Origin of the sequence: Mesorhizobium sp. M0317 (genome assembly GCF_040321555.1) — a bacterium.
GTDB lineage: Bacteria > Pseudomonadota > Alphaproteobacteria > Rhizobiales > Rhizobiaceae > Mesorhizobium.
Genome location: NZ_JAMYRV010000002.1, coordinates 151,330 through 172,399, shown reverse-complemented (window position 1 = coordinate 172,399; position 21,070 = coordinate 151,330). Strand labels below are relative to the sequence as shown.

Below are 21,070 nucleotides of genomic sequence, written 5' to 3'. Positions count from 1 at the left end.
TCGATTCCCCTTGGGCGTACCAGATCTTTCAGGAAAACAAGAGGCCTCGCGGCAGCCGCCGAACTAGCAGCGGCTGGAACGGTGGCGCGGCGCATCGGTTGAGACGGCGAACAGCGGCTCCCGTGCCGAGGTTTCCCTCGGCGCCTGCTCGCGGCAATCTCCGGCCACTCATCCCTGGTCGTGCGCCACCTGTGGCCAGCGCTGCAACGCCGCATGGCCGCATTCGGTCAGCGCGTAGACGCCGCGCTCGGCCCTGGCGAACCAGCCATAGACATTGTCCAATAGGATGCTGGGCGCGCGCGGCGAAATCGCTTTCAGATCGCGCGGGCGTTTCGGCCCGTCGGTCATGGCTGCGGCGCAGGCCAGCGCATCCTGCCGGTAGGCGGTCATGATCGGCGCGCGCGAACCGCCGCCCACCACCGGGTCGCCGCGCCGGCGCAGGTGTTCCTCCATCAGCCGCGAGCGCCGCTTTGGATCGCGACGCGGCGGCAGAGCGGCCGGGCTGAGCAGCAATTCGACCTCCCCCTTGCCGCTGACAGCCAGAAGCCCGAAGCCGAGCCGCCGGCACAGCGCGCGAAAACGGCGGTCGTGCTCGCGGCCTTTGCCACGCGCCGACATGCGCGCGGCCAGCCACACTTCGTCGCATGCCGCGGCGCGATCGACACCTTGCAGCACCAGTTCGAGGTTGAACTGCAATTTCAGTTCGCAGATGACCAGCACAGGCGGCTCGCCGTCGCGCACCGCCACGATATCGCAGTGCCCGACTTCGCCCTTGACCGTGAATTCCAGGCTCTCGAGAAACCGCTTCACCGGGATGTAGAGAGACGTTTCCTGCATCGCGCAGGCATAGCCGATTCGGATCGGGTCGGCACAGGGATCGCCGAGAGGCCGACGCCTTGCGCTAAGCCGCCTTGAGACCCACTGTTTGCAAAGGCGGCCGTCAGGCAGGTCTCCGGCATGATAGTCCCGCCATAGCGCTCGACGATTTCCTTGGCGATGACCGACGTCGCCAGGGCCGAGCGCGACCAGTATTTCATCGCCTGTCTCGCGTTCAACAAGGCGCTCGCCGTGGCTGGGACGGCACAATCGACAGCGTAAGACCCGAGATCCGTCGACGCAAGACCGGTCCACGGTTGGCCACACAATGATGAGCGCGTGTGTTTTGAGGCTAGGGGCGGGTGCGCGTCCGGCGCTGCCCTGGTGCGGCATCGTCCGCCTTGAAATGCATCTCGTCCTGGACCGCGGCAAAAAACCGGCGGACATCGTTGGCCGCCGAAGCCGCATCGCAGCCGGCCGCGACCGCCTTGTCGAGGAGTTCGCGCGCCGTGGCCTTCCAGAACGACGTGGCCGTGTCGCCGTGCAGTCTGCCCAGCCTTGCGGCGACCTCGCGCACCAGCACGGTCTGCCGATCTAGCGGGAAGGTACGCACATTGGCTGAAGACATATTCTGCACCATGAGACTGACGCAACGAATCAGACGCTGCTCCATGGCCTCATGCCTAGCTGTGAAGTCGGAAACGGAACCTTAACGCCGCGGAGTCCGCGCCGATTGGAACGAGTCGGTTGGCCGGCCTCCAGGCCAAGCAGAACTCTAGACCCTCAGGCCCCTCGCCTCGCCGGCGCGCTTGGCCGTAACCATCATGTCCCTGGCCAGCAGGCCACTGACCCGGCAAAACGCCATGAAGGCGCGCCATGCGTCCTCAGTCCTGACCACATCCACCGTGGCCCCGAAACAGGCATTGAACGCCGCTTCATAGACCTTGCCCTGTCGCTTCTTTGGCCAGTCATGCAGGATATCCAGCGCCTGTTCGACGCTGTATATTTCCTCTACCGGCAGCCCGGGCGCGGGCGCGATGCGCACCGGCACCTCGAATTGCAATCTGTCCATTCTATATCTCCCGAACTGGCGTCGACCACAGCAACGCCGTTCGTCGTCAAAAGTTGCTTTGGCTGCTTTTGCGCGAAAATGTGTCGTCAGTGCGATCTCGGCATTCGGAGGAGATCGCGCACCTAGATGTCATCTGAGCGGCCGCGCAAGCCAGGAATATGGCCAGTATCAGTCCATTGCCGGCAGTTCTTCCTTGAACCTTGCGGCTTGCAGTGCCAAATCTGGGGAAATTTTCTAACGGGCTGGTATGCGCCGCCCGCTTACAGGCAAACGGACACTATGGTCACCTATCTCGACGCCGCCACGGCACCCCTCAGGAACACCGGCCAGATCCGCCTCTATGGCGAAGAAGGATTTTCCGGCATGCGCAAGGCCTGCGATCTCACCGCGCGCTGCCTCGATGAACTGGTGCCGATGGTCCAGCCGGGTGTCACCACCGAGACCATCGACCGTTTCGTCTTCGAATTCGGCATGGACCAAGGCGCGCTACCGGCGACGCTCAACTACCGCGGCTACACCAAATCGTCCTGCACCTCGATCAACCACGTCGTCTGCCACGGCATTCCAGACAACAAGCCGTTGAAGGATGGCGACATCGTCAACATCGACGTCACCTACATCCTCGACGGCTGGCACGGCGATTCCTCGCGCATGTATCCCGTCGGCACCATCAAGCGCGCCGCCGAACGCCTGCTTGAAGTCACTCATGAGTGCCTGATGCGCGGAATCGCGGCGGTCCGGCCCGGCGCCCGCACCGGCGCCATCGGCGCCGCCATCCAGACCTATGCCGAGGCAGAGCGCTGCTCGGTGGTGCGCGATTTCTGCGGCCACGGCGTTGGCCAGCTGTTCCACGACGCACCCAACATCCTGCACTATGGCACCGCCTCGGAAGGCGTCGAGATGCGGCCGGGCATGATCTTCACCATCGAGCCCATGATCAATCTTGGCCGGCCGCATGTGAAAGTGCTGTCGGACGGCTGGACGGCGGTGACGCGCGACCGCTCGCTGTCGGCGCAGTACGAACACACGATCGGCGTCACCGAAACCGGCTGCGAGATTTTCACCCTGTCGCCAAACAAGCTCGACCGCCCCGGCCTGCCGCCGGTCAGCTGAAAACAAGATCGCCTCAAGCCGCGGCTTTGAGGCGCCGTCGCCGAAAAAACTCGACCGCGCGCTGCTTACCGCTCTAATCTGCCGTCGAAGCCTTCGGGGAGTGTGGGGGATGGATGGGGAACAGCGGTGACGACGAACGGGGGTTCTTCTCCGAGCGGTGGCTTGAACCACCGGCGAAGGACAAGGCACCAAGAGACAAATCGGCGGAGAAGCCACACTATCACGGCCATCGCGACCGTTTGCGCGAGCGCTTCGTTGCCGGCGGCGCGGACGCCCTGCCCGACTACGAACTTCTCGAACTGCTGCTGTTTCGCCTGATCCGGCGCGTCGACACCAAGCCGATCGCCAAGGCGCTCTTGGCGCGCTTCGGCACTTTTGGCGAAGTGCTTGGCGCACCGGTGGCGCTGCTGCAGGAGGTGAAGGGCATCGGCCCCGCCGTGGCGGTCGACCTGAAGGTGATTGCCGCTGCCGCGCAGCGCATGGCGCGGACCGAGGTTCGCGACCGCGAGGTGCTGTCCAACTGGACGCAGCTTCTCGCGTACTGCCGCTCGGCGATGGCGTTCGAGAACCGCGAACAGTTCCGCATCCTGTTTCTCGACAAGAAGAACGTGCTGATCGCCGACGAGGTACAGCAGGTCGGCACCGTGGACCACACGCCGGTCTATCCGCGCGAAGTGATCAAGCGCGCGCTGGAACTATCGGCCAGCGCCGTCATCCTGGTGCATAACCACCCTTCCGGCGATCCGACACCATCGCGTGCGGACATCGAAATGACCAAGCAGATCATCGACAGCGCCAAGCCGCTCGGCATCGCCGTCCACGACCACATCATCATCGGCAAGAAAGGCAACGCCTCGATGAAGGGCCTGCTGCTGATCTGAGCCTGATGGGCGCCGGTGCCGTCATCCCAAACGCCACCGCTCGCGAGCCAATCAGCAACATTCCGGCTTGGCTCAAACGCCCACGCTTGCGGTGTAGAAGTGATATTGCGACGGAAGCGCCCGCTTCGGCGACAATGTCGTAGACTCGCGAATACGAAGCAGCCAGTTCCCGTCAGCCATTGCAGGAGATCTATTCAATGACGCTCGAATGCATAAATCCAAATGATCTGCCGATTCCGGAAATGTACTCCCAGGTCGTCGTTGCGACAGGAAGCAAGCTGGTGTTCGTCTCGGGCCAGCAGCCAGAAGACATACACGGCAAGCTCGTTGGCCATGGTGATTTCGCAGTCCAGGCGCGCCTGGCGTTCGGGAATCTCGGCCGAGCGCTTGCTGCCGCCGGCGCTCGGCCCGAGCAAGTCTGCAAGATCACGATCTACATCGTCGATTACAAACGCGACGAACACGTGCCGATCATCGAAGCGGCCCAGGTCGAGCTGTTCGGCGATCACAAGCCAGCAAACGTAGTGGTCGGGATAGCGGTGATGTCTCCCGGCTACCTGATAGAGATCGATGCGATCGCGGTCATCGACCCGGGCCAAGCGAGGACGCGTCAAGTCGCCCAAACCAATCCCGGAACTCGCTGCGAGATTGCCACGACCTTGATCTCTCCATCCATCCACGATCACATCGTCATCGGCAGGAATTGCGATGTCTCGATGAAGAGCCTGCTGCTCACCTGATCAACGTCGGAAACAGGAAACACGCAATGCCCCAGCCCGGCGACGAACCATGGCCGTTCGACAAGCAACGCGCAGCCCTCCTGGTCATCGACATGCAAAGCGACTTCGTCGATGAGGGCGCCGTCATGGAAGTGGCCATGGCCCGCCATCGCATTCCGGCGATGCGGCAGGTGGTCGAGCTTTGCCGCGCGCAAGGCGTCCCGGTGATCTACACCCAGCATGTGCTCAGCGACCATTTCGATATCTCGCCGCTGGAAACCAGCTATCAGCCGAAGCTGAAAACCAAAGGCATGCGGGAAGGCACGCCGGCGCCGAAATCGTCGCCGCGCTTGCGCCCTTGCCTGGGGATGTCGTCATCAAGAAGCACCGCTACGATGCCTTCCACAACACGCAGCTCGAGACCGTGTTGCGCAACATCCGTGGCGCAGGCCGGGTCGACACGGTGATCATCATCGGCACCGTGACCAGCATCTGCTGCGAATCCACCGCGCGGAGCGCCTTCATGCGCGACTACAAGGTGGCTTTCATCAGCGACGCCAATGGCGGACTGGACGAGGCATCGCACAATGCAACCCTCGACATCATAGGCAAGGTGTTCGGGCGCGTGATGACGGTTGCCGAGCTTGGGAACCTGTTGCGGAGTTGAACCCCAGCGTCAGCTGGCGTGCGTCTCAAGCTCCGGCGCCGAGCCTGCCCTCAAGAAGGTCGCGCCGCTGCTGCAATTCGCCGGAGACGAATTTGGTGAAGGCGTGGACGCGCGCCGTGCGGCGCAAATCGTCGTGCACCAGCACCCACAGCGCCGAGCCGATCTCCTCGATCAGCCCTCCGACCCTTACAAGCCCGGGCAGGCTGTCGCCGAGATAACAGGGCAGCGCCGCAACCCCGATTCCGGCGCCCGCCGCATGCGACATCGTCACCAGGGAATCGGCGCGCATGGCGATCTCGACATCGGGCAGCGACGACCGCATCCAGCGGGCGACGCCGGTGTTGGCCAGGCTGTCGTCGGGCGCGATCCAGCGCAGCGCACCCAGTCTCGGCTCCGGGGGTAGCGTTTCGGCATAGGAACGTGTCGCGTAGGCGGCGAAGGCGACGCCCGAAATGCGCCGGCCGACCAGGATTTCCTGCGGTTGCGACACCGGCCTGATCGCCACGTCTGCATCCCTTTGCGTCAGGTTGGCGATGGAATTCTGCGTCATCGCCTCGACCCGTATGCCGGGATGGAGCTTATGAAACGCCGCCAGGATCGGCGGCAGCACCGACGCCATCAGCGTATCGGTGGTGGTGACCCGCAACCTGCCTTCGAACCTGAGATCCTGCCCCGACAGTTTGCGCGCCAGTTCATTGACCGTCTCGGCCATTGTGCGTGCCGCGCCCAGCAGTTCCTCGCCGCCCGGGGTGAGGGCATAACCAGTCGGCACCCGATCGAAAAGGCGGATGCCCAGCCGCGCCTCGAAGGCGTTGACGCGCCGCAGCACAGTCGTGTGGTTCACGCCCAGGATCCGAGCCGCCGCCGCCAGCGAAGCGCCATCGGCGACGGCCAGCACCATGCGCAGATCTTCCCAGTCGATATCGCGCGAGCTGTGCATCCTTGCAGAAAGATAAGAGAAAGCGCTGCGCTCTGCGAGTCAAATGACGCTTCACTGTGCAAAAACGCAGAGCAAGCGGGCGAATCGGCATGTCGATCTGCGCATGCACGCACGCCATATGGAGTCCGACGACAAAAGAAACAGTCGCGGAGAAGAGCCATGACGCCGATAGAACTCTACACCTGCCAGACACCCAACGGGCACAAGGCCTCGATCATGCTGGAAGAGGTCGGCCTGCCCTACTCGGTCCGCTTGGTCGACATCGAAAAGGGCGACCAGACCAAGCCTGATTTCCTGGCGCTCAATCCCAACAACAAGATCCCGGTGATCGTCGACCGGGACGCCGGCCGCACGGTCTTCGAATCCGGCGCCATCCTGCACTACCTGGCGCGACGGTCGGGCAAGCTTCAGCCGGTGGGCGCGCAGGAGGCGGACGATACGCTGACCTGGACCTTGTTCCAGGCGGCCCATGTCGGCCCGACGCTTGGCCAATTGTGGAATTACAAAATCTTCGCGCCGGAAAAAATCCCTTATGTGATCGAGCGTTTTGAGCGCGAAACCGGACGCGTCTTCCGAGTGCTCAATAGCCGGCTCAAGAACTATGAGCACATCGTCGGCAAAAGCTACGGCATCGCCGATGTGATGACATGGCCATGGATCAACGCGGCCGTCACCAGGCTCGGCCTCAGCCTCGATGACGCGCCAGACCTGGCGCGTTGGTATGCCGCCATAGGCCGACGCTCCGCAGTTGTCAGAGGCATTGCCGTTCCCGCCCTGCCCGAAGCATCGGCTGCCGCTTAGATCATGATGAGATTTGGTTGAAATCTCATCATGACCTAACCCTTTGTTGTAGCATGATCTTTTCCAAAAACCGGCACCCACTTTTTGGGATCATGCCCTAGCCGCCGCACCCCGCATTCAAGGAATACGATCGTGGAAATCCTCTTCATCCCTCTGGCGCTTGCCGCCGGTGGCCTGCTCGCAGTGCAGGCTGGCGCCAACGCCCAACTTTCAAAGGCGGTCGGCTCACCCTTTGCCGCGACCACGCTTCAGCTCGCGGTCGGCGCCATCGTGCTGTTGTCGATCACGGCCCTCACCGGAACGACACCGGCTCTGCTTGCCGTTCGGCAAGCCGAATGGTGGCATGCGATCGGCGGCATGGCTTCGGCCTTCTACGTCGTTTCGACCATTCTTCTGTTCCCTCGCCTTGGCGCCGTCGTGTCCGTCGGGCTCTTCATCGCTGGGCAGATGCTTGCATCCTTCGCCCTCGACACGTTCGGCTGGCTCGGGATCCCCGAAGCCGGACTGCGAGCCGGGCCTGCCTTCGGCATGCTCGTCTTGCTTGCCGGGGCTGCCCTCATCGTTCTGGGACAGAAGGGCGCGGCCGACAATACCGCATCCTCAAGACCAGGGTGGATCGGACTGGCGCTGCTGGCAGGCGCCGTGCTTCCGGTGCAAGGCGCTGTAAACGCCTTGCTTCGGCACGACCTTGGCGGCGCGCCGTTTGCGGTCGGCACCATCTCGTTCCTGGTGGCGATGCTGGCCATGGCCGCGGTGCTTCTGATCGCGCTTGCCCTGACGAAGACGTCCCGCCCTCGCCTCGCCGGCCTGTCGTCGATGCCCTGGTGGGGCTGGCTCGGAGGTTTTGCCGGCGCCACCTATGTCACGACCGTGTTCACCGCCATCCCCGTCATCGGAGCGGCAGCTGCCGTCAGCCTGACGGTGGCCGGCCAGCAGGTCGCCGGCATCTTCGTCGACACCTTCGGCTGGTTCCGCCTGCCGCAGCGGCTTGTCTCCGGCATGCGGCTCGCCGGCGTCGTGCTGCTTTTGGCCGGCTGCATCATCATCAAGGCGCTTTGATCCCGCTGGAACAAGGCAAGCCGAATCAAACCAGCCCCTGCCCTCCCTGATTTGGGGGGTCAGGTGTCGCTCCGGCGTCACCAACGAAGCAAGGTCCGGGCGCCGCAGAAGCAATTTTTCGCTCCTTCCACAACCGGCTCTAGAATTTCGATCGCAAATCACGCATGATGCACTTGGTATTTTCCCGGGACGGCTTCGCGCCCCCTGAAATACCGGGAGGAACGGGACATGCCCATAGTGGTTGTACTCGTTTTGATCGTCGTGGGCTCGGTGTTGTTCCACTTCCTGAGCCCATGGTGGTGGACTCCGATTGCCTCGAATTGGGACTATATCGACAACACCATCATCATCACCTTTTGGATTACCGGCGTCGTCTTCGCCGCAGTCGTCCTATTCATGGCCTATTGCGTTTTCCGCTTCCGTCACCGCGAAGGCAACCAGGCGGCCTACGAACCGGAGAACAAGCGGCTCGAATGGTGGCTGACGATCGTCACCGGAGTGGGTGTTACCGCCATGCTGGTTCCCGGCCTGTTTGTCTGGAGCCGGTTCGTCAACGTTCCAAGCGACGCAACCGTGGTCGAAGTCGTCGGCCAGCAATGGCAGTGGAGCTTCCGCTTGCCCGGCAAGGACGGCAAACTCGGCACATCCGACACCCGCGACGTCACCGCTGAAAATCCGCTGGGCGTGATCGCCAAGGATCCCAGCGGCCAGGACGACGTCGTGGTCGAAGCGGCCGACCTGCATCTGCCGGTCGGCAAGCCGGTCAAGATGCTGCTGCGCTCGATCGATGTGTTGCACGATTTCTACGTTCCGGAATTCCGCGCCAAGATGGACATGATACCGGGCTCGGTCACCTATTTCTGGTTCACCCCCACCAAGACCGGAACCTTCCAGGTTCTGTGCGCCGAACTGTGCGGCCAGGGGCATCCGATGATGCATGGCATCGTCATGGTCGATACCGAGCAGGACTATGTGGCCTGGCTCGACCAGCAGCAGACGTTCGCGCAATTGTCGGCGCCGCAGCAGACGGGCTCGGTGGAACAGGCGCCGGGCAACGCGACGGCGTCAGCTCTAGAAGTTGCGGCAAAACTCGAAACTGTCGGGTCCCGCTGAAGGGCACGGAGGTGCTCCGCCTATGGTCGATATCACGCCTGCAGATGCCGTCCCGCCCGCCGAAGTCGCGGAAATGGAGCTTTACCATCCGCACAGCTGGTGGACGAAGTATGTGTTCTCGCAGGACGCCAAGGTCATCGCCATCCAGTATTCGGCGACCGCAACGGCCATCGGCCTGGTCGCGCTGGTGCTGTCCTGGCTGATGCGGCTGCAGCTCGGCTTCCCCGGCACGTTCGATTTCATCACCCCCGAGGCCTACTACCAGTTCATCACCATGCACGGCATGATCATGGTGATCTACCTGCTCACGGCACTCTTCCTCGGCGGCTTCGGCAACTACCTGATCCCGCTGATGGTCGGAGCCCGCGACATGGTCTTTCCCTATGTCAACATGTTGAGCTACTGGATCTACCTCCTTGCCGTGCTGGTGCTGGTGTCGAGCTTCTTTGCGCCCGGCGGACCGACCGGCGCCGGCTGGACGCTCTATCCGCCGCAAGCCATCATGACCGGCACACCTGGCGGCCAGGAATGGGGCATCATCCTGATGCTCGTCTCGCTGATCCTGTTCATCATCGGCTTCACCATGGGCGGTCTGAACTATGTCGTGACGGTGCTGCAGGCCCGCACGCGCGGCATGACGATGATGCGCCTGCCGCTGACCGTCTGGGGCATCTTCACCGCCACCGTCATGGCGCTGCTCGCCTTTCCGGCGCTGTTCGTCGCCTGCGTGATGATGCTGCTTGACCGCGCGCTTGGAACCTCCTTTTTCATGCCCGCGGTCGTCGAGATGGGGGAACAGCTACAGCACAATGGCGGCAGCCCGATCCTGTTCCAGCATCTGTTCTGGTTCTTCGGCCACCCGGAAGTCTACATCGTGGCGCTGCCGGCCTTCGGCATCGTCTCCGATCTGATCAGCACGCATGCGCGCAAGAACATTTTTGGCTACCGGATGATGGTCTGGGCCATCGTTGGCATCGGCGCGCTGAGCTTCGTGGTCTGGGCGCACCACATGTATGTCAGCGGCATGCACCCCTATTTCGGCTTCTTCTTCGCCACCACGACATTGATCATCGCCATCCCGACGGCGATCAAGGTCTACAATTGGGTGCTGACGCTGTGGCGGGGCGACATCCATCTCACCATACCGATGCTGTTTGCCATGGCTTTCATCGTCACCTTCGTCAATGGCGGGTTGACCGGGCTGTTTCTCGGCAACGTCGTCGTCGACGTCCCGCTGTCGGACACGATGTTCGTCGTCGCTCACTTCCATATGGTCATGGGTGTTGCTCCGATCGTCGTCATCTTCGGCGCGATCTACCACTGGTACCCGAAGGTCACCGGCCGGATGCTGAACGAGACGCTCGGCCGGTTCCATTTCTGGGTCACATTTCTCGGCGCCTACCTGATCTTCTTTCCCATGCATTACATCGGCCTGATGGGCGTGCCGCGGCGCTATGCCGAACTGACCGACGTGACGGTCATGACGGAGTCGGCGCATCACCTGAACTCGTTCATCAGCATCATGGCGTTTATCGTCGGCTTCGCCCAGATCGTTTTCCTGTTCAATCTTATCTGGAGCATCCGCCATGGGCGCGAGGCCGGTGGCAATCCATGGCGAGCCACGACACTCGAATGGCAAACGCCGCAGACGCCACCGGCGCATGGCAATTTCGGCAAGGATCTGCCGATTGTCTATCGCTGGGCCTATGACTACAGCGTGCCGGGCGCCAAGGAGGACTTCATTCCGCAAAACATGCCGGGCACGTTCGGCCCCTCCAGGGAGCCGGCATGAGCGTCATCCTGGTCTTCCTTCTCGTGATCGCCGGCTTTGCCGGCTGGTGGCTCTCGCATCAGCGTCTGATGGCGAAACCATGGCTCGAGCAAGGTGTGGCAGGAGATTTTGTCGCCTTCGACCGATCGAGCCTGCCGACCGCCAAGATTGGCCTCGGTGTCTTCCTCGCCGTGGTCGGCTGCCTGTTTGCGCTGTTCACCAGCGCCTACTTCATGCGTATGGCGCTGTCGGACTGGCAGCCGCTGCCCATCCCACGCCTGCTCTGGCTCAACACCGGCATGCTGGTGCTGAGCAGCGTTGCGCTGCAATGCGCCTCGATCGCGGCGCGCAAGCGCCAGATGGACACGGTCAGGCTCGGCCTTGCCGCGGCTGGGCTCACCGCGATCGCCTTCCTCATCGGGCAGCTCATGGCATGGCGGGACCTGACCGCCGATGGCTATTTTCTGGCCTCCAATCCGGCCAACAGTTTTTTCTACCTGATAACCGGGATGCACGGCCTGCATATCGTGGGAGGGCTGGTGGGCCTGGGCAGGACAACCGCCGGCGCCTGGAACGGGGCACGGCCGGAACGGCTTCGCCTCAGCGTCGAATTGTGCGCCATGTACTGGCATTTCCTGCTTTTCGTCTGGCTCGCCATCTTCGCTCTTTTAGCCGGCTGGGCCGCGACGTTCATCGATATTTGCCGGCAGTTGCTGACCTAGGAGGTCGAGGAGCATGGCAGAAACGACACTGACGCATACCGGCCAAACGGAGACGCGGCCCGCAGGCTGGCAAGGCATCGCCGCCGACTGGTCCTCGGATCAGCGCGCGTTCAAGAACGTGTCCTGGGGCAAGGCCATGATGTGGATCTTCCTGCTCAGCGACACCTTCATCTTCGGCTGCTTCCTGCTCTCCTACATGACCGCGCGCGTCTCCACACGTGTGCCGTGGCCCAATCCGAGCGAGGTCTTTGCGCTTCGCATCGGCGGTTCGGACATTCCACTGATCCTGATTGCCATCATGACCTTCGTGCTGATATCGAGCAGCGGAACGATGGCCATGGCGGTCAATTTCGGCTATCGCCGCGACCGCCGCAAAACCGCAATCCTCATGCTTCTGACGGCAGCGCTAGGAGCCACCTTCGTCGGCATGCAAGCCTTCGAATGGACCAAGTTGATCACCGAAGGGGTACGGCCGTGGGGCAATCCCTGGGGCGCGGCACAATTCGGCTCGACTTTCTTCATGATCACCGGCTTCCACGGCACGCATGTGACGATCGGGGTGATCTTCCTCATCATCGTGGCGCGAAAGGTCTGGCGTGGAGACTACGACGTCGGTCGTCCCGGCTTCTTCACCAGCCGCAGGGGTCGCTACGAGAACGTCGAAATCATGGGGCTCTACTGGCATTTCGTCGACCTGGTCTGGGTGTTCATTTTCGCATTCTTCTATCTTTGGTGAGAGGCTGACATGGCTGAAGCAACCGCAAACGGCCTCGGGCAACACGCGCTGCACTCTGATCATGCGCATGAAGGGCCATCGACCGGCGTCGCGGAGGTTCATCAGGAACATCCGATCAAGCTCTATCTGGTGGTCTGGGCATGGCTGTTCATCCTCAGCGCCTGCTCCTACATGGTCGATTATCTCGGCATCCACGGCTATCTCAGATGGTCTCTGATCCTGATCTTCATGATCCTCAAGGCCGGGCTGATCGTCGCCGTGTTCATGCACATGGCCTGGGAGCGGCTGGCCCTGACCTATGCGATCATCCTGCCGCCACTTCTGATATTGGTGTTCGTGGCGATGATGCTCTTCGAAGCGGACTACACGCTTCTCACCCGGTTGTCCTTCTTCGGACCGGGGCCCTGACGCACAGTCTTCATCTCCGGTCAAAGACCGGAGATGAAGCTTCCCATCAGCTGATCTGCAGGGTCAGAGGCCTACCCGCGTCGGGGACGATGGCGGCTCCACAACCTTGCGGTAGACATGCCAGGTGGCGTGACCCAGGATCGGCAGCACGACCGCCAGCCCGGCAAACACCGGCAGCGAGCCTATGATCAGGGCGACGGCGACAATCAGTCCCCAGACAGCCATGGGGATCGGGTTCGCCAGCACCGCTCGCACCGACGTGTGGATGGCTTCGTAGGCGCCGACGTCGCGGTCGAGCAGCAATGGGAAGGCGACAACCGTCGTGCACAACACCACCGCGGCGAAGACGAAGCCGATGGCGTGCCCCAGGACAATCAGAGACCAGCCGCGTCCGGTGGCAAATATTTCATTGATGAAGCCCGAAATCGATGCAGGCGGAGCCGGGCCGAAGAGATATTCGTAAAACACCTGCGCCGCCAAAAGCCAGGCGATGAAGATTGCAACCAGCATGATCCCGACTGCGGCGATGGCTGGCAGGGCCGGAGAATTCCTGACCTCGAACGCGTGCGTCCAGGAGGTGTCGAGCCCGGCTTCTCGTCTGCGGCTGATCTCGTAAAGGCCGATCGCCGCGAATGGACCGATAAGCGCAAAGCCGGACACCAGCGGAAACAACATCGGCAACGCATTGGCACCCGAAGTCCAGGCAGCGAGCACCACGCCGACAAGCGGATAGATCAGGCAGAGAAAGACGATGTGCGACGGTTTGACCATAAAATCGTCAACACCGCGCTTGAGCGCATCGAATAGATCGGAAACGCTGATTTTTCGGATTTTGGTGTGTTCCAGCGTTTCGCTGGCGCCTGCAATCACGTGAAAACTTGTCATGCCCGTTCCTCCAGACCAGGTCCGGCAAGGTCGCGGTTTCACGGTGCTGCCGTTCTGCATGACTGGCCACGCGAACCGCGACCTGCACCGCAATCAATATACTCCATTGACTGGAGCTTGTCGCCCGTTCTTACAAAAGGCTCCCGGAAGGCGAGGTTTCCGAACACAGCGTCATGCCGTCACCCTCCGGCTGACATGAACGCGCGCATCGCGATGGTGTCGGCAAGCAGCACGGCAAAGATCGCGAAAAGATAGAAGATCGAATAGGCAAACAGCGCCTTGGCCGGCTTCATCTCCTTGTCGAGGATGACCAGGGCGTTCCAGGCATGCCAGATGAAACCCGCGCCCAACGCAGCCGAAACAATCCCATAGACCCCGCTCGTAAATTCGAACGCCCAGGGCAGCACTCCGATCGGTGCCAGAAGCAGTGAATAGGCGAAGATCTGCCTTCTGGTCGAGGCCTGGCCGGCCACGTTCGGCATCATCGGGATGCCGGCAGCGGCATAGTCGCCGGCCTTGAACAGTGCGAGCGCCCAGAAATGCGGCGGCGTCCACAGGAAAATGATCAGGAACAGGATCAGGCTTTCAATGCCGATGGCGCCGGTGGCCGCCGCCCAGCCGATCATCGGAGGAAGGGCACCCGCTGCGCCGCCGATGACGATGTTCTGCGGCGTCGAGCGCTTCAGCCACATCGTATAGATGACGACGTAGAAAAAGATTGTGAAGGCCAGCAGTGACGCGGCAAGCCAGCCCACCAGCACGCCGAGCGTCATGACCGAAAGTGCGGAAAGCACCAGGCCGAAGCCGAGCGCTTCGCCGGCCGTGACGCGGCCCGACGGAACCGGCCGCTTTGACGTGCGCGACATCAGCGCGTCGATGTCGGCGTCGTACCACATGTTGAGCGCGCCGGCCGCTCCCGCTCCAACCGCAATCGCACCTATGGCGATCACGGCGATGACCGGGTTCATCGCGCCGGGCGCCACCATCAGACCGACGAAGGCGGTAAAGACGGCAAGGGCCATGACCCGAGGCTTCAAGAGCGCAAAGAAATCACTGGCCGTCGCTTCCGAGAGGCGGACGCCGGTATCCTTGAGGCTTTCCTTGACCGACATTTGAGACGACCATCGATGGAAACCGGGCAGCCTAGAGCAATTCCAGGAAAAGTGTATGCGGTTTTCCGTCCGGAATTGCGTAAGAACAAAGAGGTCGAGCGGATCGCCGTTTCCGTGAAACGGTGAAACGCTCTGGCCGGCCAAAGAGCCAGGTTACGGGGAAAATTGCTTCAGATAGGCGATGACGTTGGCGACGTCCTCGTCCTTCTTGAGGCCGGGAAACGCCATCTTCGTCCCTTTGACCATTGCCTTGGGGTCGTGAAGATACGTCGTCAGTGTCGGCTCATCCCATTTGACGCCGGATGTGCCGGCCGCGATCATGGCTTCGGAATATTTAAAATCCGGATGCGTGCCGGCCGTCCGGCCGATAACGCCATGCAACGAAGGGCCTATCTTGTTGGTGTCTTGGTCTGCGACGTGGCAGACCTTGCATTTGGTGAAGACCTTCTCGCCCGCCGCGGCGTCCTGTGCCCGCGATGGATTGGCGATGAAAGTTGCAACGGAAACGACGGCGAAAAACGCAACCAAGCGCATGGCATTCCTCCCTGATCGTCAAATTTGCCTGAGACGGTCTGCACATGCCGGTAGCACCAGCATGCGCCCTGCACGGCAGAATAGATTCTCCGCTCCTCCCCAGATGGAATTGCGGCACTTGTGTACCACAGAATCTGGCCGGTAGGTAGAACAGGTCGACCGTACAAAGGTTCAGGTGGGCTGCGGTGGCTCAAGGCACATCCGCCACAACGAAAAAGGCCGCCTCGAGGGCGGCCTTTTCTGATCTTGTCGTCAGACGCTTATTCGGCGTCCTTGGCGGCCTTCTTCTTCGGGGCTGCTTTCTTCTTCGGCTCTTCCGCGTCGTCGGCCTTTTCAGCCTTGTCGGCCTTCTTGGCAGCGGCCTTCTTCGCCGGCTTGGCCTTGGCGGTATCGCCCTCTTCGTCATCAGCCATCAGCTCTTCCTTGCTGACCTTGACGTCGGTGACAGAGATCTGGCTGAGCAGATGGTCGACGACCTTCTCCTCGAACATCGGCGCGCGCAGCGTGTTCAGGGCTTCCGGATTGCTGCGATAGAACTCGAAGGCCTCCTGCTGCTGATTGGCCGGGTAGCGGCGCACCTGCTCGAACAGACCGCGCTGCAGTTCCTCATCGGAAACGGTGACGCCGGCCTTCTCGCCGATCTCGGCCAAAACCAGGCCGAGGCGCACGCGGCGCTCGGCAAGCCGCAGATATTCGGCGCGTGCCTCTTCTTCCGTCGTCTCCTCGTCGGCGAAGGTACGGCCGGCGGCTTCGAGATCGCGGTTAACCTGGGTCCAGATGTTGTTGAACTCGGCATCGACGAGCTTCGACGGCGCCTCGAATGAATAGGCCGCGTCAAGCTGGTCGAGCAGCTGGCGCTTGACCTTCTGGCGGGTCATCGAACCGAACTGGTTCTCGATCTGGCCGCGCACCACGTCGCGCAGGCGCTCCAGCGATTCCAGGCCGAGGTTCTTGGCCATCTCGTCGTTGATTTCCAGCGCGCCGGGCTTGGACACTTCCTTGACGGTGACGTCGAAGGTGGCTTCCTTGCCGGCCAGATGCGCTGCCTGGTAGTTTTCCGGGAAAGTGACCGTGACCTGCTTCTCGTCGCCGGCCTTGGCGCCGATCAGTTGGTCCTCGAAGCCCGGAATGAATTCCTTGGATCCCAGAACCAGCGGCTGGTCGGTGCCGGCGCCGCCGGAAAAGGCCTCGCCGTCGATCTTGCCGACATAGTCGATCGAAACGCGATCGCCTTCGGCGGCCTTGCCGGTCTTCGGCTCGAAGCTTCGCGCCGATTCGGCAACGCGCTGGACCTGCTCGTCGATCTCGCTGTCCGGCACTTCGAATACCTGGCGCGTCACCTTGATGTCGGAGAAATCCTTGATCTCGATCGCCGGGATGACCTCGTAGTTGAGGCGGAATTCGAAGTCGGCGCCGCCGGCCAGGATCTTCTCGGCCTCTTTCTCGTCTTCCGTCATGATCACTTCAGGCTGCATGGCGGCCTTTTCGCCGCGCCCCGTGATGATCGAACGGGTCGAATCGTTGAGGATCTCGTTGACCACTTCGGCCATGAACGACTTGCCGTAGACCTTGCGCAAATGCTGCACAGGCACCTTGCCGGGACGGAAGCCGTTGATGCGGACCTTGTTCCTGGCGTCGGACAGCCGCGCCATCAGCTTGGCTTCCATATCACCGGCCGGCACGGTGATCTTGATCTCGCGCTTGAGACCGGAGTTGAGCGTTTCGGTGACCTGCATCGTAAAACCTTTATCTTCACCAAAGAGGCTGCCACGGCGTCTTGCCGTTCACAGCCTGCCGGTACAATCTTGCCGGGAATGGCTTTTGGTACGGAACCTGGCGATTTGACCGAAATTACGGCTCAAATTGTTCCAAACTGCGTTCCAAGATGTGAATAAGTTCTTGTTTTTCCTACTTCTTATCACATTCTGCAGAAGCGGATCGGCGCGTCCCGTCACATTTGACACGCCTTTTGTCACAGGCGAGGCCAATTTTCAACCATCTTCGCGTTGCAGCGAATGACCGCCCCAACGGCAGACATTTTCGCCCCGACATTGACAGAATGATGGCTACATGGGATTGCCGACAAATGCGGATGTGGCGGAACTGGTAGACGCCCTGGATTTAGGTTCCAGTGCCGAAAGGCGTGGGGGTTCGAGTCCCTTCATCCGCACCACCCTTCGCTCTATCGAGCTTCGGGTGGCCTGCCACCCAGGAGCTTGATGTAGCGAAGGGTGTCCTCCGAAGCCGTGGCGTAGGAGGACTGGCGGCGACGGCCTACACTTCAAACACTTGACCGGTAAACCACTCCGCCAATTTCGCCAGCTCCGGCCCCAGCACCCGGTCGGCGTCGACCGGCGGCACGATCTTCCTGATATCCGCGACAAAATCCTGCAATGCCGGCGGCGCGGCGCGTTCAGTGACGTGCAGCGCCTGCGAGGCGATCATGGCCAGCATCGCCATCGCCGCATCGAGGCAGCGTCCGGCGGTCGCCTCCTTGGTCCAGGCGAAGAATGCCGTCGTGGCGACGTCGTCCTGACCGGCGCCCGCCGATTCGGTGCCCGGGATGAAGGTGCGCTGCGCCGCGAGCTTGGCCTGCTCGAGATAGCCGGTGATCGCCATCGGGACATAGCCGACATTGCCGTGGCCGTCGCTGTCGGCCCAGTGGCGACCGGTCATCAACAGATCGGGCAGCAGCGACACCTTGCCGTTCAGCAGCTTTGAGGCGTGGCGGTCGCAAAGCAGGCAGAGATCGGCCCAGATCGCCGCCAGATCGTCTAATGCCGGCGTCGCAATGGCATTGTGATAGCCGCCGGTGGAGATGCAGCGTCCGAGCGGGTGCGCGGCGTCGGGCGGGATATAGACCGGATTATCCGAGATCGAGGCAAGCGAGACGGTGGCCGCCTGCTCGGCGCCGGTCAGCGCCCGGTGCGCATGGCCGAGCCCGCGCGGCCCGATGCGGTAGCTGACCGGCGCCTGATAGTTTCGCCGGCCGTCGCCGGCGCCAACCAGGTATTGCCGTAACCCTTGCAAGGCGGCCGCTTCGTGCGCGTCGCCCCACAGCCCGTCGAGCGAGGCATCATAATGCTCGAGCGGCGCACGAAAGGCTTCGATCGACAGCGCAAACACCTTGTGCGCCATCGCGACGCGACGGCGTGCGGCAAGTGCTGCGTCCGCCACAAGGGCGGCAGCGCAGGGCGAGCCGTTGATCAGCGAGCCCCGCTCCTTCACTTCGAGCTCCAGACCGGCGGTAAGCTCGGCAAACAGCGGATAGAGCGCCAGGATCTCGCCGGCGCCGCCCTGCCCCTGCGACGACACCACCGGCATCGGGCCGCCGTCGAGCATCGCCGCAACGGCCAGCGCGATGCGCGGCGTGGTGGCGGCATTGCCTTCGATGAAATTGGTCAGCCGTGCCAGCACGATCGCCCTGACCACGCGCTCGGGCAACGGCTCCCCGAAGGATGTGGCGGCGGCATACGCCTTGATGCGCGCATGGCGGTCGCGCTCGTCAAGTTCGAGCTTGCGGCTTGCCAGCTCGCCCATGGCGGTGGTGACGCCGTAGATGACCGGCGGCGGATCGGACTCAATGATTTTCAGGAACGAGGCGCGGCATTCGGCAATGCGTTGCAAGGCCTTGTCGCCGATTTCGACCGTGTCGTTTCTCCAGGCGACGCGCAAAACGGCATCGAGATTGATATCTTCGCGCGTCGTCACCGTAATCGGCATTGTCTTCGCCCGTCTGGTTTGCATGAGGGCGAAGCGATCGATCGTTGCCGAAATCCATGCCCTGGGTAATGTCTTCTAGTAGAGCGGTTCCTCAAACAATGTCTTGTCGCCGTCCATCAGCGCCTTGATCTGTGCCTGGCCACTGGCGGCGAGCGCGACGCGCACGCCGAATGGCCGCACCCGCATGTCGTTCTGGATCGCCATGCCCTGGCCCTCAGGTAGGTAGAAGCGGTCGATGCCGTATTGCGGTGCGATCGTGGATTCAGGATCAAGCGTCCAGCCCGGCGCGACCTGGCCGACAATATCGGCTTCGTCGGCGGTCGCCGGCGTCGGAGCCCTGCCGAACCAGGCCGTGGTCGCATGCCAATAGCCGTCGGCGCCCGGCTTCAGCCGGACCACGATCGGCGTGTTCTCGCTCACGAGCTGGCCGGCCGGGATGTTGGCGATCAGCTTCACCGGCAAGCGCGATATTTCATAGCCGAGGATAATATAGTCGCCGCGCAGCAGATCGCGCGGATCGACCGGCTCGACTTTCAGCAAGACCTCCTTGCCGTTGCGCAGGATCGCCGCGCGGCCGGCGATGATCCAGCTCAGGAAGCCGATCTGGACGAGCGCCAGGACCAGCGCCGAGATGACAAGTTTCTTTCCCGACATCATGCTGCCGCTCCTTCCGGGGCCTTCATGCGTTTTTCCACACGGATGATGACGAGAGCCAGGGTGCCGAAAAGCACCGCGGCAGCCAGCAAGAAGCCGGCCGTGCCGAGCATCGTCTGCAAGGTCACGACGTAGATAATGGCAAGTTCGAAGGCAAAGCCGGCATAAGCAACCCAGCGCAGCCCCCTGCTCTCGCGCCCGCCCAGAACGATCGCCGCCGCAATCCCGGCCAGCGCGATAACCGAGGCGACGGCAAAGCCGTTGCTGAAGGCGTTATCATCGCCCAGTTCGATCTGGATCATCGCCAGCCCGGTGAGAAAGCCGGTCAAGGCGTGCAAAGGCAGCCGCCCGCCGAGCTGCAAGATCCAGTCGGCCGGCCCGGCGGCGAAGATGGAAACCGCAAACAGCAGCGCCGACACCGCGACCAGAGGAATAGCCAGGGCGAGCGTGTTCTGGTCCAGGCCGCGCACCGCGATATAGAAAATGACCGAGAGAATGATCAAGTGGCGTGCCGGCTGGCTACGCGTCCAGAACGAGACGACAAAAAGCACCGGCGCCATCACGACGAAGAAATCCGGAAATACGGGGCGGTCATAAAAGTCGAACGCGCGCACGAACAGCCAGGCAACGGATATGCCGACGGCAGCGACCGTCAGCGGGTTCGAGCGCAACGCCACCGCGGCAAGTGCCGTGCCGATGCCCCAGGTGACGATGGCCGAGGCCTCGTCGCCCGTGAGATGGTACATCTGGCCGATCAGCGCGATCGATCCGCCGAAGGCCGCGGCGGCCACGATCCACAGCGCCTCGCCGATCGCCGCATGGTCGCGCATCTTCAACACCGCGCCGCCGACATAGCCGGCGAGAATGACGGCAAACAGTGCCGCGACCCGCACCAGCCGCGGGATGGCGTCCCAGTTGGCGGCGACGAAGAGCAGGATCGCGGCGCCGAACAGCAGCGCCGCCATCATTGCCAATATAGTGCCGAAGCTCAGCGATTTGCGCTCGTTTGCGTCGATGTCGCACTTAAGCGCATCGGCCGTCTTCGCGTCGATCAGGCCGGCCTGCAGCCACCGCCCGATATCGGCCCTCGCCCGTGACGAATAACTCGCCATGTCGCTTCTCCCCCAGCTTGGTCTTTCTGACAGCCGATCCGCTCAAATCGTTGACGCAGCGTCATTTTTCGATTCGGGTCTTCATGACGAAGCCGTGAACGCGCGTTAATGTTGCATTGCACAATTTGCATTGCTGCCATGCGCCAACAGCACTTTTAAATCGATATTACCCAGCCTATTTACTGTTCGTACACAAACGGAATGATCCGAAGAAAGACGAAACGAGCACTAC

21 protein-coding genes, 1 tRNA gene and 1 pseudogene are annotated in these 21,070 nt (G+C 62.1%); 12 read left to right on the top strand and 11 right to left on the bottom strand.

Annotated features, from left to right (window positions below):
* Window positions 1–168: 168 nt before the first annotated feature.
* The 3 genes from NKI88_RS03155 to NKI88_RS03145 form a co-directional block, all read right to left on the bottom strand.
* Complete coding sequence (locus NKI88_RS03155; protein ID WP_352653709.1) at window positions 169–837, bottom strand: DUF2161 domain-containing phosphodiesterase; 669 nt, start codon at window positions 835–837, stop codon at window positions 169–171.
* Between the two features lie 331 nt (window positions 838–1,168).
* Window positions 1,169–1,489: a DUF6074 family protein gene (locus NKI88_RS03150; RefSeq protein ID WP_352653708.1), complete on the bottom strand. Its 321-nt coding sequence runs from the start codon at window positions 1,487–1,489 to the stop codon at window positions 1,169–1,171.
* A gap of 102 nt (window positions 1,490–1,591) precedes the next feature.
* Window positions 1,592–1,888, bottom strand: a complete 297-nt coding sequence (locus tag NKI88_RS03145) for a DUF982 domain-containing protein (protein ID WP_023688240.1) — start codon at window positions 1,886–1,888, stop codon at window positions 1,592–1,594.
* A gap of 279 nt (window positions 1,889–2,167) precedes the next feature.
* Between NKI88_RS03145 and map the strand changes: the two genes are divergently transcribed.
* The 4 genes and pseudogenes from map to NKI88_RS03125 all read left to right on the top strand — a co-directional run bounded on the left by map (window position 2,168) and on the right by NKI88_RS03125 (window position 5,268).
* Window positions 2,168–3,001, top strand: coding sequence for a type I methionyl aminopeptidase (gene map / locus NKI88_RS03140; RefSeq protein WP_352653707.1), 834 nt, complete (start codon window positions 2,168–2,170; stop codon window positions 2,999–3,001).
* Between the two features lie 113 nt (window positions 3,002–3,114).
* Window positions 3,115–3,882 (top strand): RadC family protein, encoded by a 768-nt coding sequence (radC, locus tag NKI88_RS03135; RefSeq protein WP_352653706.1) that lies wholly within the window; start codon window positions 3,115–3,117, stop codon window positions 3,880–3,882.
* A gap of 197 nt (window positions 3,883–4,079) precedes the next feature.
* Window positions 4,080–4,622 (top strand): RidA family protein, encoded by a 543-nt coding sequence (locus NKI88_RS03130; RefSeq protein ID WP_352653705.1) that lies wholly within the window; start codon window positions 4,080–4,082, stop codon window positions 4,620–4,622.
* Window positions 4,623–4,648: 26 nt separating this feature from the next.
* Window positions 4,649–5,268: pseudogene (locus tag NKI88_RS03125) on the top strand (isochorismatase family protein).
* Between the two features lie 25 nt (window positions 5,269–5,293).
* Here NKI88_RS03125 and NKI88_RS03120 read toward each other — a convergent pair.
* Complete coding sequence (locus NKI88_RS03120; protein ID WP_352653704.1) at window positions 5,294–6,208, bottom strand: LysR family transcriptional regulator; 915 nt, start codon at window positions 6,206–6,208, stop codon at window positions 5,294–5,296.
* A 159-nt stretch (window positions 6,209–6,367) separates the two neighbouring features.
* Between NKI88_RS03120 and NKI88_RS03115 the strand changes: the two genes are divergently transcribed.
* The 7 genes from NKI88_RS03115 to NKI88_RS03085 all read left to right on the top strand — a co-directional run bounded on the left by NKI88_RS03115 (window position 6,368) and on the right by NKI88_RS03085 (window position 12,818).
* A complete protein-coding gene (locus tag NKI88_RS03115; protein WP_352499617.1) occupies window positions 6,368–7,009 on the top strand; it encodes a glutathione S-transferase family protein in 642 nt (213 codons plus the stop codon).
* A 132-nt stretch (window positions 7,010–7,141) separates the two neighbouring features.
* Complete coding sequence (locus tag NKI88_RS03110) at window positions 7,142–8,068, top strand: DMT family transporter (protein ID WP_352653703.1); 927 nt, start codon at window positions 7,142–7,144, stop codon at window positions 8,066–8,068.
* Window positions 8,069–8,296: 228 nt separating this feature from the next.
* Window positions 8,297–9,181, top strand: a complete 885-nt coding sequence (locus tag NKI88_RS03105) for a cytochrome c oxidase subunit II (RefSeq protein ID WP_023667661.1) — start codon at window positions 8,297–8,299, stop codon at window positions 9,179–9,181.
* Window positions 9,182–9,203: 22 nt separating this feature from the next.
* On the top strand, window positions 9,204–10,973 hold the full coding sequence (ctaD, locus tag NKI88_RS03100) for a cytochrome c oxidase subunit I (RefSeq protein ID WP_023681631.1): 1,770 nt from the start codon (window positions 9,204–9,206) through the stop codon (window positions 10,971–10,973).
* Window positions 10,970–11,674, top strand: coding sequence for a cytochrome c oxidase subunit 3 (locus NKI88_RS03095; protein ID WP_023688233.1), 705 nt, complete (start codon window positions 10,970–10,972; stop codon window positions 11,672–11,674). Before ctaD ends, NKI88_RS03095 begins: the two co-directional genes overlap by 4 nt.
* 13 nt (window positions 11,675–11,687) lie before the next feature.
* On the top strand, window positions 11,688–12,410 hold the full coding sequence (locus tag NKI88_RS03090) for a heme-copper oxidase subunit III family protein (protein ID WP_023667664.1): 723 nt from the start codon (window positions 11,688–11,690) through the stop codon (window positions 12,408–12,410).
* A 9-nt stretch (window positions 12,411–12,419) separates the two neighbouring features.
* Window positions 12,420–12,818 (top strand): cytochrome C oxidase subunit IV family protein, encoded by a 399-nt coding sequence (locus NKI88_RS03085; protein ID WP_023667665.1) that lies wholly within the window; start codon window positions 12,420–12,422, stop codon window positions 12,816–12,818.
* Window positions 12,819–12,881: 63 nt separating this feature from the next.
* On the opposite strand, the gene NKI88_RS03080 is transcribed toward NKI88_RS03085, so the two are convergent.
* The 4 genes from NKI88_RS03080 to tig form a co-directional block, all read right to left on the bottom strand.
* A complete protein-coding gene (locus tag NKI88_RS03080; protein WP_023691119.1) occupies window positions 12,882–13,703 on the bottom strand; it encodes a DUF2189 domain-containing protein in 822 nt (273 codons plus the stop codon).
* Between the two features lie 179 nt (window positions 13,704–13,882).
* Window positions 13,883–14,815 (bottom strand): heme o synthase, encoded by a 933-nt coding sequence (locus NKI88_RS03075; RefSeq protein ID WP_352653702.1) that lies wholly within the window; start codon window positions 14,813–14,815, stop codon window positions 13,883–13,885.
* Between the two features lie 153 nt (window positions 14,816–14,968).
* Window positions 14,969–15,349, bottom strand: a complete 381-nt coding sequence (locus NKI88_RS03070) for a c-type cytochrome (protein ID WP_023667668.1) — start codon at window positions 15,347–15,349, stop codon at window positions 14,969–14,971.
* 260 nt (window positions 15,350–15,609) lie between these two features.
* Complete coding sequence (tig, locus tag NKI88_RS03065; protein WP_023681635.1) at window positions 15,610–17,085, bottom strand: trigger factor; 1,476 nt, start codon at window positions 17,083–17,085, stop codon at window positions 15,610–15,612.
* A 352-nt stretch (window positions 17,086–17,437) separates the two neighbouring features.
* Between tig and NKI88_RS03060 the strand changes: the two genes are divergently transcribed.
* A tRNA-Leu gene (locus NKI88_RS03060) sits at window positions 17,438–17,522 on the top strand.
* Window positions 17,523–17,623: 101 nt separating this feature from the next.
* Here NKI88_RS03060 and NKI88_RS03055 read toward each other — a convergent pair.
* The 3 genes from NKI88_RS03055 to NKI88_RS03045 form a co-directional block, all read right to left on the bottom strand.
* Window positions 17,624–19,072, bottom strand: coding sequence for an aromatic amino acid lyase (locus NKI88_RS03055; RefSeq protein WP_352653701.1), 1,449 nt, complete (start codon window positions 19,070–19,072; stop codon window positions 17,624–17,626).
* A gap of 75 nt (window positions 19,073–19,147) precedes the next feature.
* On the bottom strand, window positions 19,148–19,729 hold the full coding sequence (locus tag NKI88_RS03050) for a GDYXXLXY domain-containing protein (RefSeq protein WP_352653700.1): 582 nt from the start codon (window positions 19,727–19,729) through the stop codon (window positions 19,148–19,150).
* Window positions 19,726–20,838 (bottom strand): DUF2157 domain-containing protein, encoded by a 1,113-nt coding sequence (locus tag NKI88_RS03045; RefSeq protein WP_352653699.1) that lies wholly within the window; start codon window positions 20,836–20,838, stop codon window positions 19,726–19,728. Before NKI88_RS03045 ends, NKI88_RS03050 begins: the two co-directional genes overlap by 4 nt.
* Window positions 20,839–21,070 lie beyond the last annotated feature (232 nt).

Bases quoted from the DNA above. Each gene is read 5' to 3' on its own strand.
- NKI88_RS03155 (WP_352653709.1), bottom strand. From the start codon at position 837: ATGCAGGAAACGTCTCTCTACATCCCGGTGAAGCGGTTTCTCGAGAGC.
- NKI88_RS03150 (WP_352653708.1), bottom strand. From the start codon at position 1,489: ATGGAGCAGCGTCTGATTCGTTGCGTCAGTCTCATGGTGCAGAATATG.
- NKI88_RS03145 (WP_023688240.1), bottom strand. From the start codon at position 1,888: ATGGACAGATTGCAATTCGAGGTGCCGGTGCGCATCGCGCCCGCGCCC.
- map (WP_352653707.1), top strand. From the start codon at position 2,168: ATGGTCACCTATCTCGACGCCGCCACGGCACCCCTCAGGAACACCGGC.
- radC (WP_352653706.1), top strand. From the start codon at position 3,115: ATGGGGAACAGCGGTGACGACGAACGGGGGTTCTTCTCCGAGCGGTGG.
- NKI88_RS03130 (WP_352653705.1), top strand. From the start codon at position 4,080: ATGACGCTCGAATGCATAAATCCAAATGATCTGCCGATTCCGGAAATG.
- NKI88_RS03120 (WP_352653704.1), bottom strand. From the start codon at position 6,208: ATGCACAGCTCGCGCGATATCGACTGGGAAGATCTGCGCATGGTGCTG.
- NKI88_RS03115 (WP_352499617.1), top strand. From the start codon at position 6,368: ATGACGCCGATAGAACTCTACACCTGCCAGACACCCAACGGGCACAAG.
- NKI88_RS03105 (WP_023667661.1), top strand. From the start codon at position 8,297: ATGCCCATAGTGGTTGTACTCGTTTTGATCGTCGTGGGCTCGGTGTTG.
- ctaD (WP_023681631.1), top strand. From the start codon at position 9,204: ATGGTCGATATCACGCCTGCAGATGCCGTCCCGCCCGCCGAAGTCGCG.
- NKI88_RS03095 (WP_023688233.1), top strand. From the start codon at position 10,970: ATGAGCGTCATCCTGGTCTTCCTTCTCGTGATCGCCGGCTTTGCCGGC.
- NKI88_RS03090 (WP_023667664.1), top strand. From the start codon at position 11,688: ATGGCAGAAACGACACTGACGCATACCGGCCAAACGGAGACGCGGCCC.
- NKI88_RS03085 (WP_023667665.1), top strand. From the start codon at position 12,420: ATGGCTGAAGCAACCGCAAACGGCCTCGGGCAACACGCGCTGCACTCT.
- NKI88_RS03080 (WP_023691119.1), bottom strand. From the start codon at position 13,703: ATGACAAGTTTTCACGTGATTGCAGGCGCCAGCGAAACGCTGGAACAC.
- NKI88_RS03075 (WP_352653702.1), bottom strand. From the start codon at position 14,815: ATGTCGGTCAAGGAAAGCCTCAAGGATACCGGCGTCCGCCTCTCGGAA.
- NKI88_RS03070 (WP_023667668.1), bottom strand. From the start codon at position 15,349: ATGCGCTTGGTTGCGTTTTTCGCCGTCGTTTCCGTTGCAACTTTCATC.
- tig (WP_023681635.1), bottom strand. From the start codon at position 17,085: ATGCAGGTCACCGAAACGCTCAACTCCGGTCTCAAGCGCGAGATCAAG.
- NKI88_RS03055 (WP_352653701.1), bottom strand. From the start codon at position 19,072: ATGCCGATTACGGTGACGACGCGCGAAGATATCAATCTCGATGCCGTT.
- NKI88_RS03050 (WP_352653700.1), bottom strand. From the start codon at position 19,729: ATGATGTCGGGAAAGAAACTTGTCATCTCGGCGCTGGTCCTGGCGCTC.
- NKI88_RS03045 (WP_352653699.1), bottom strand. From the start codon at position 20,838: ATGGCGAGTTATTCGTCACGGGCGAGGGCCGATATCGGGCGGTGGCTG.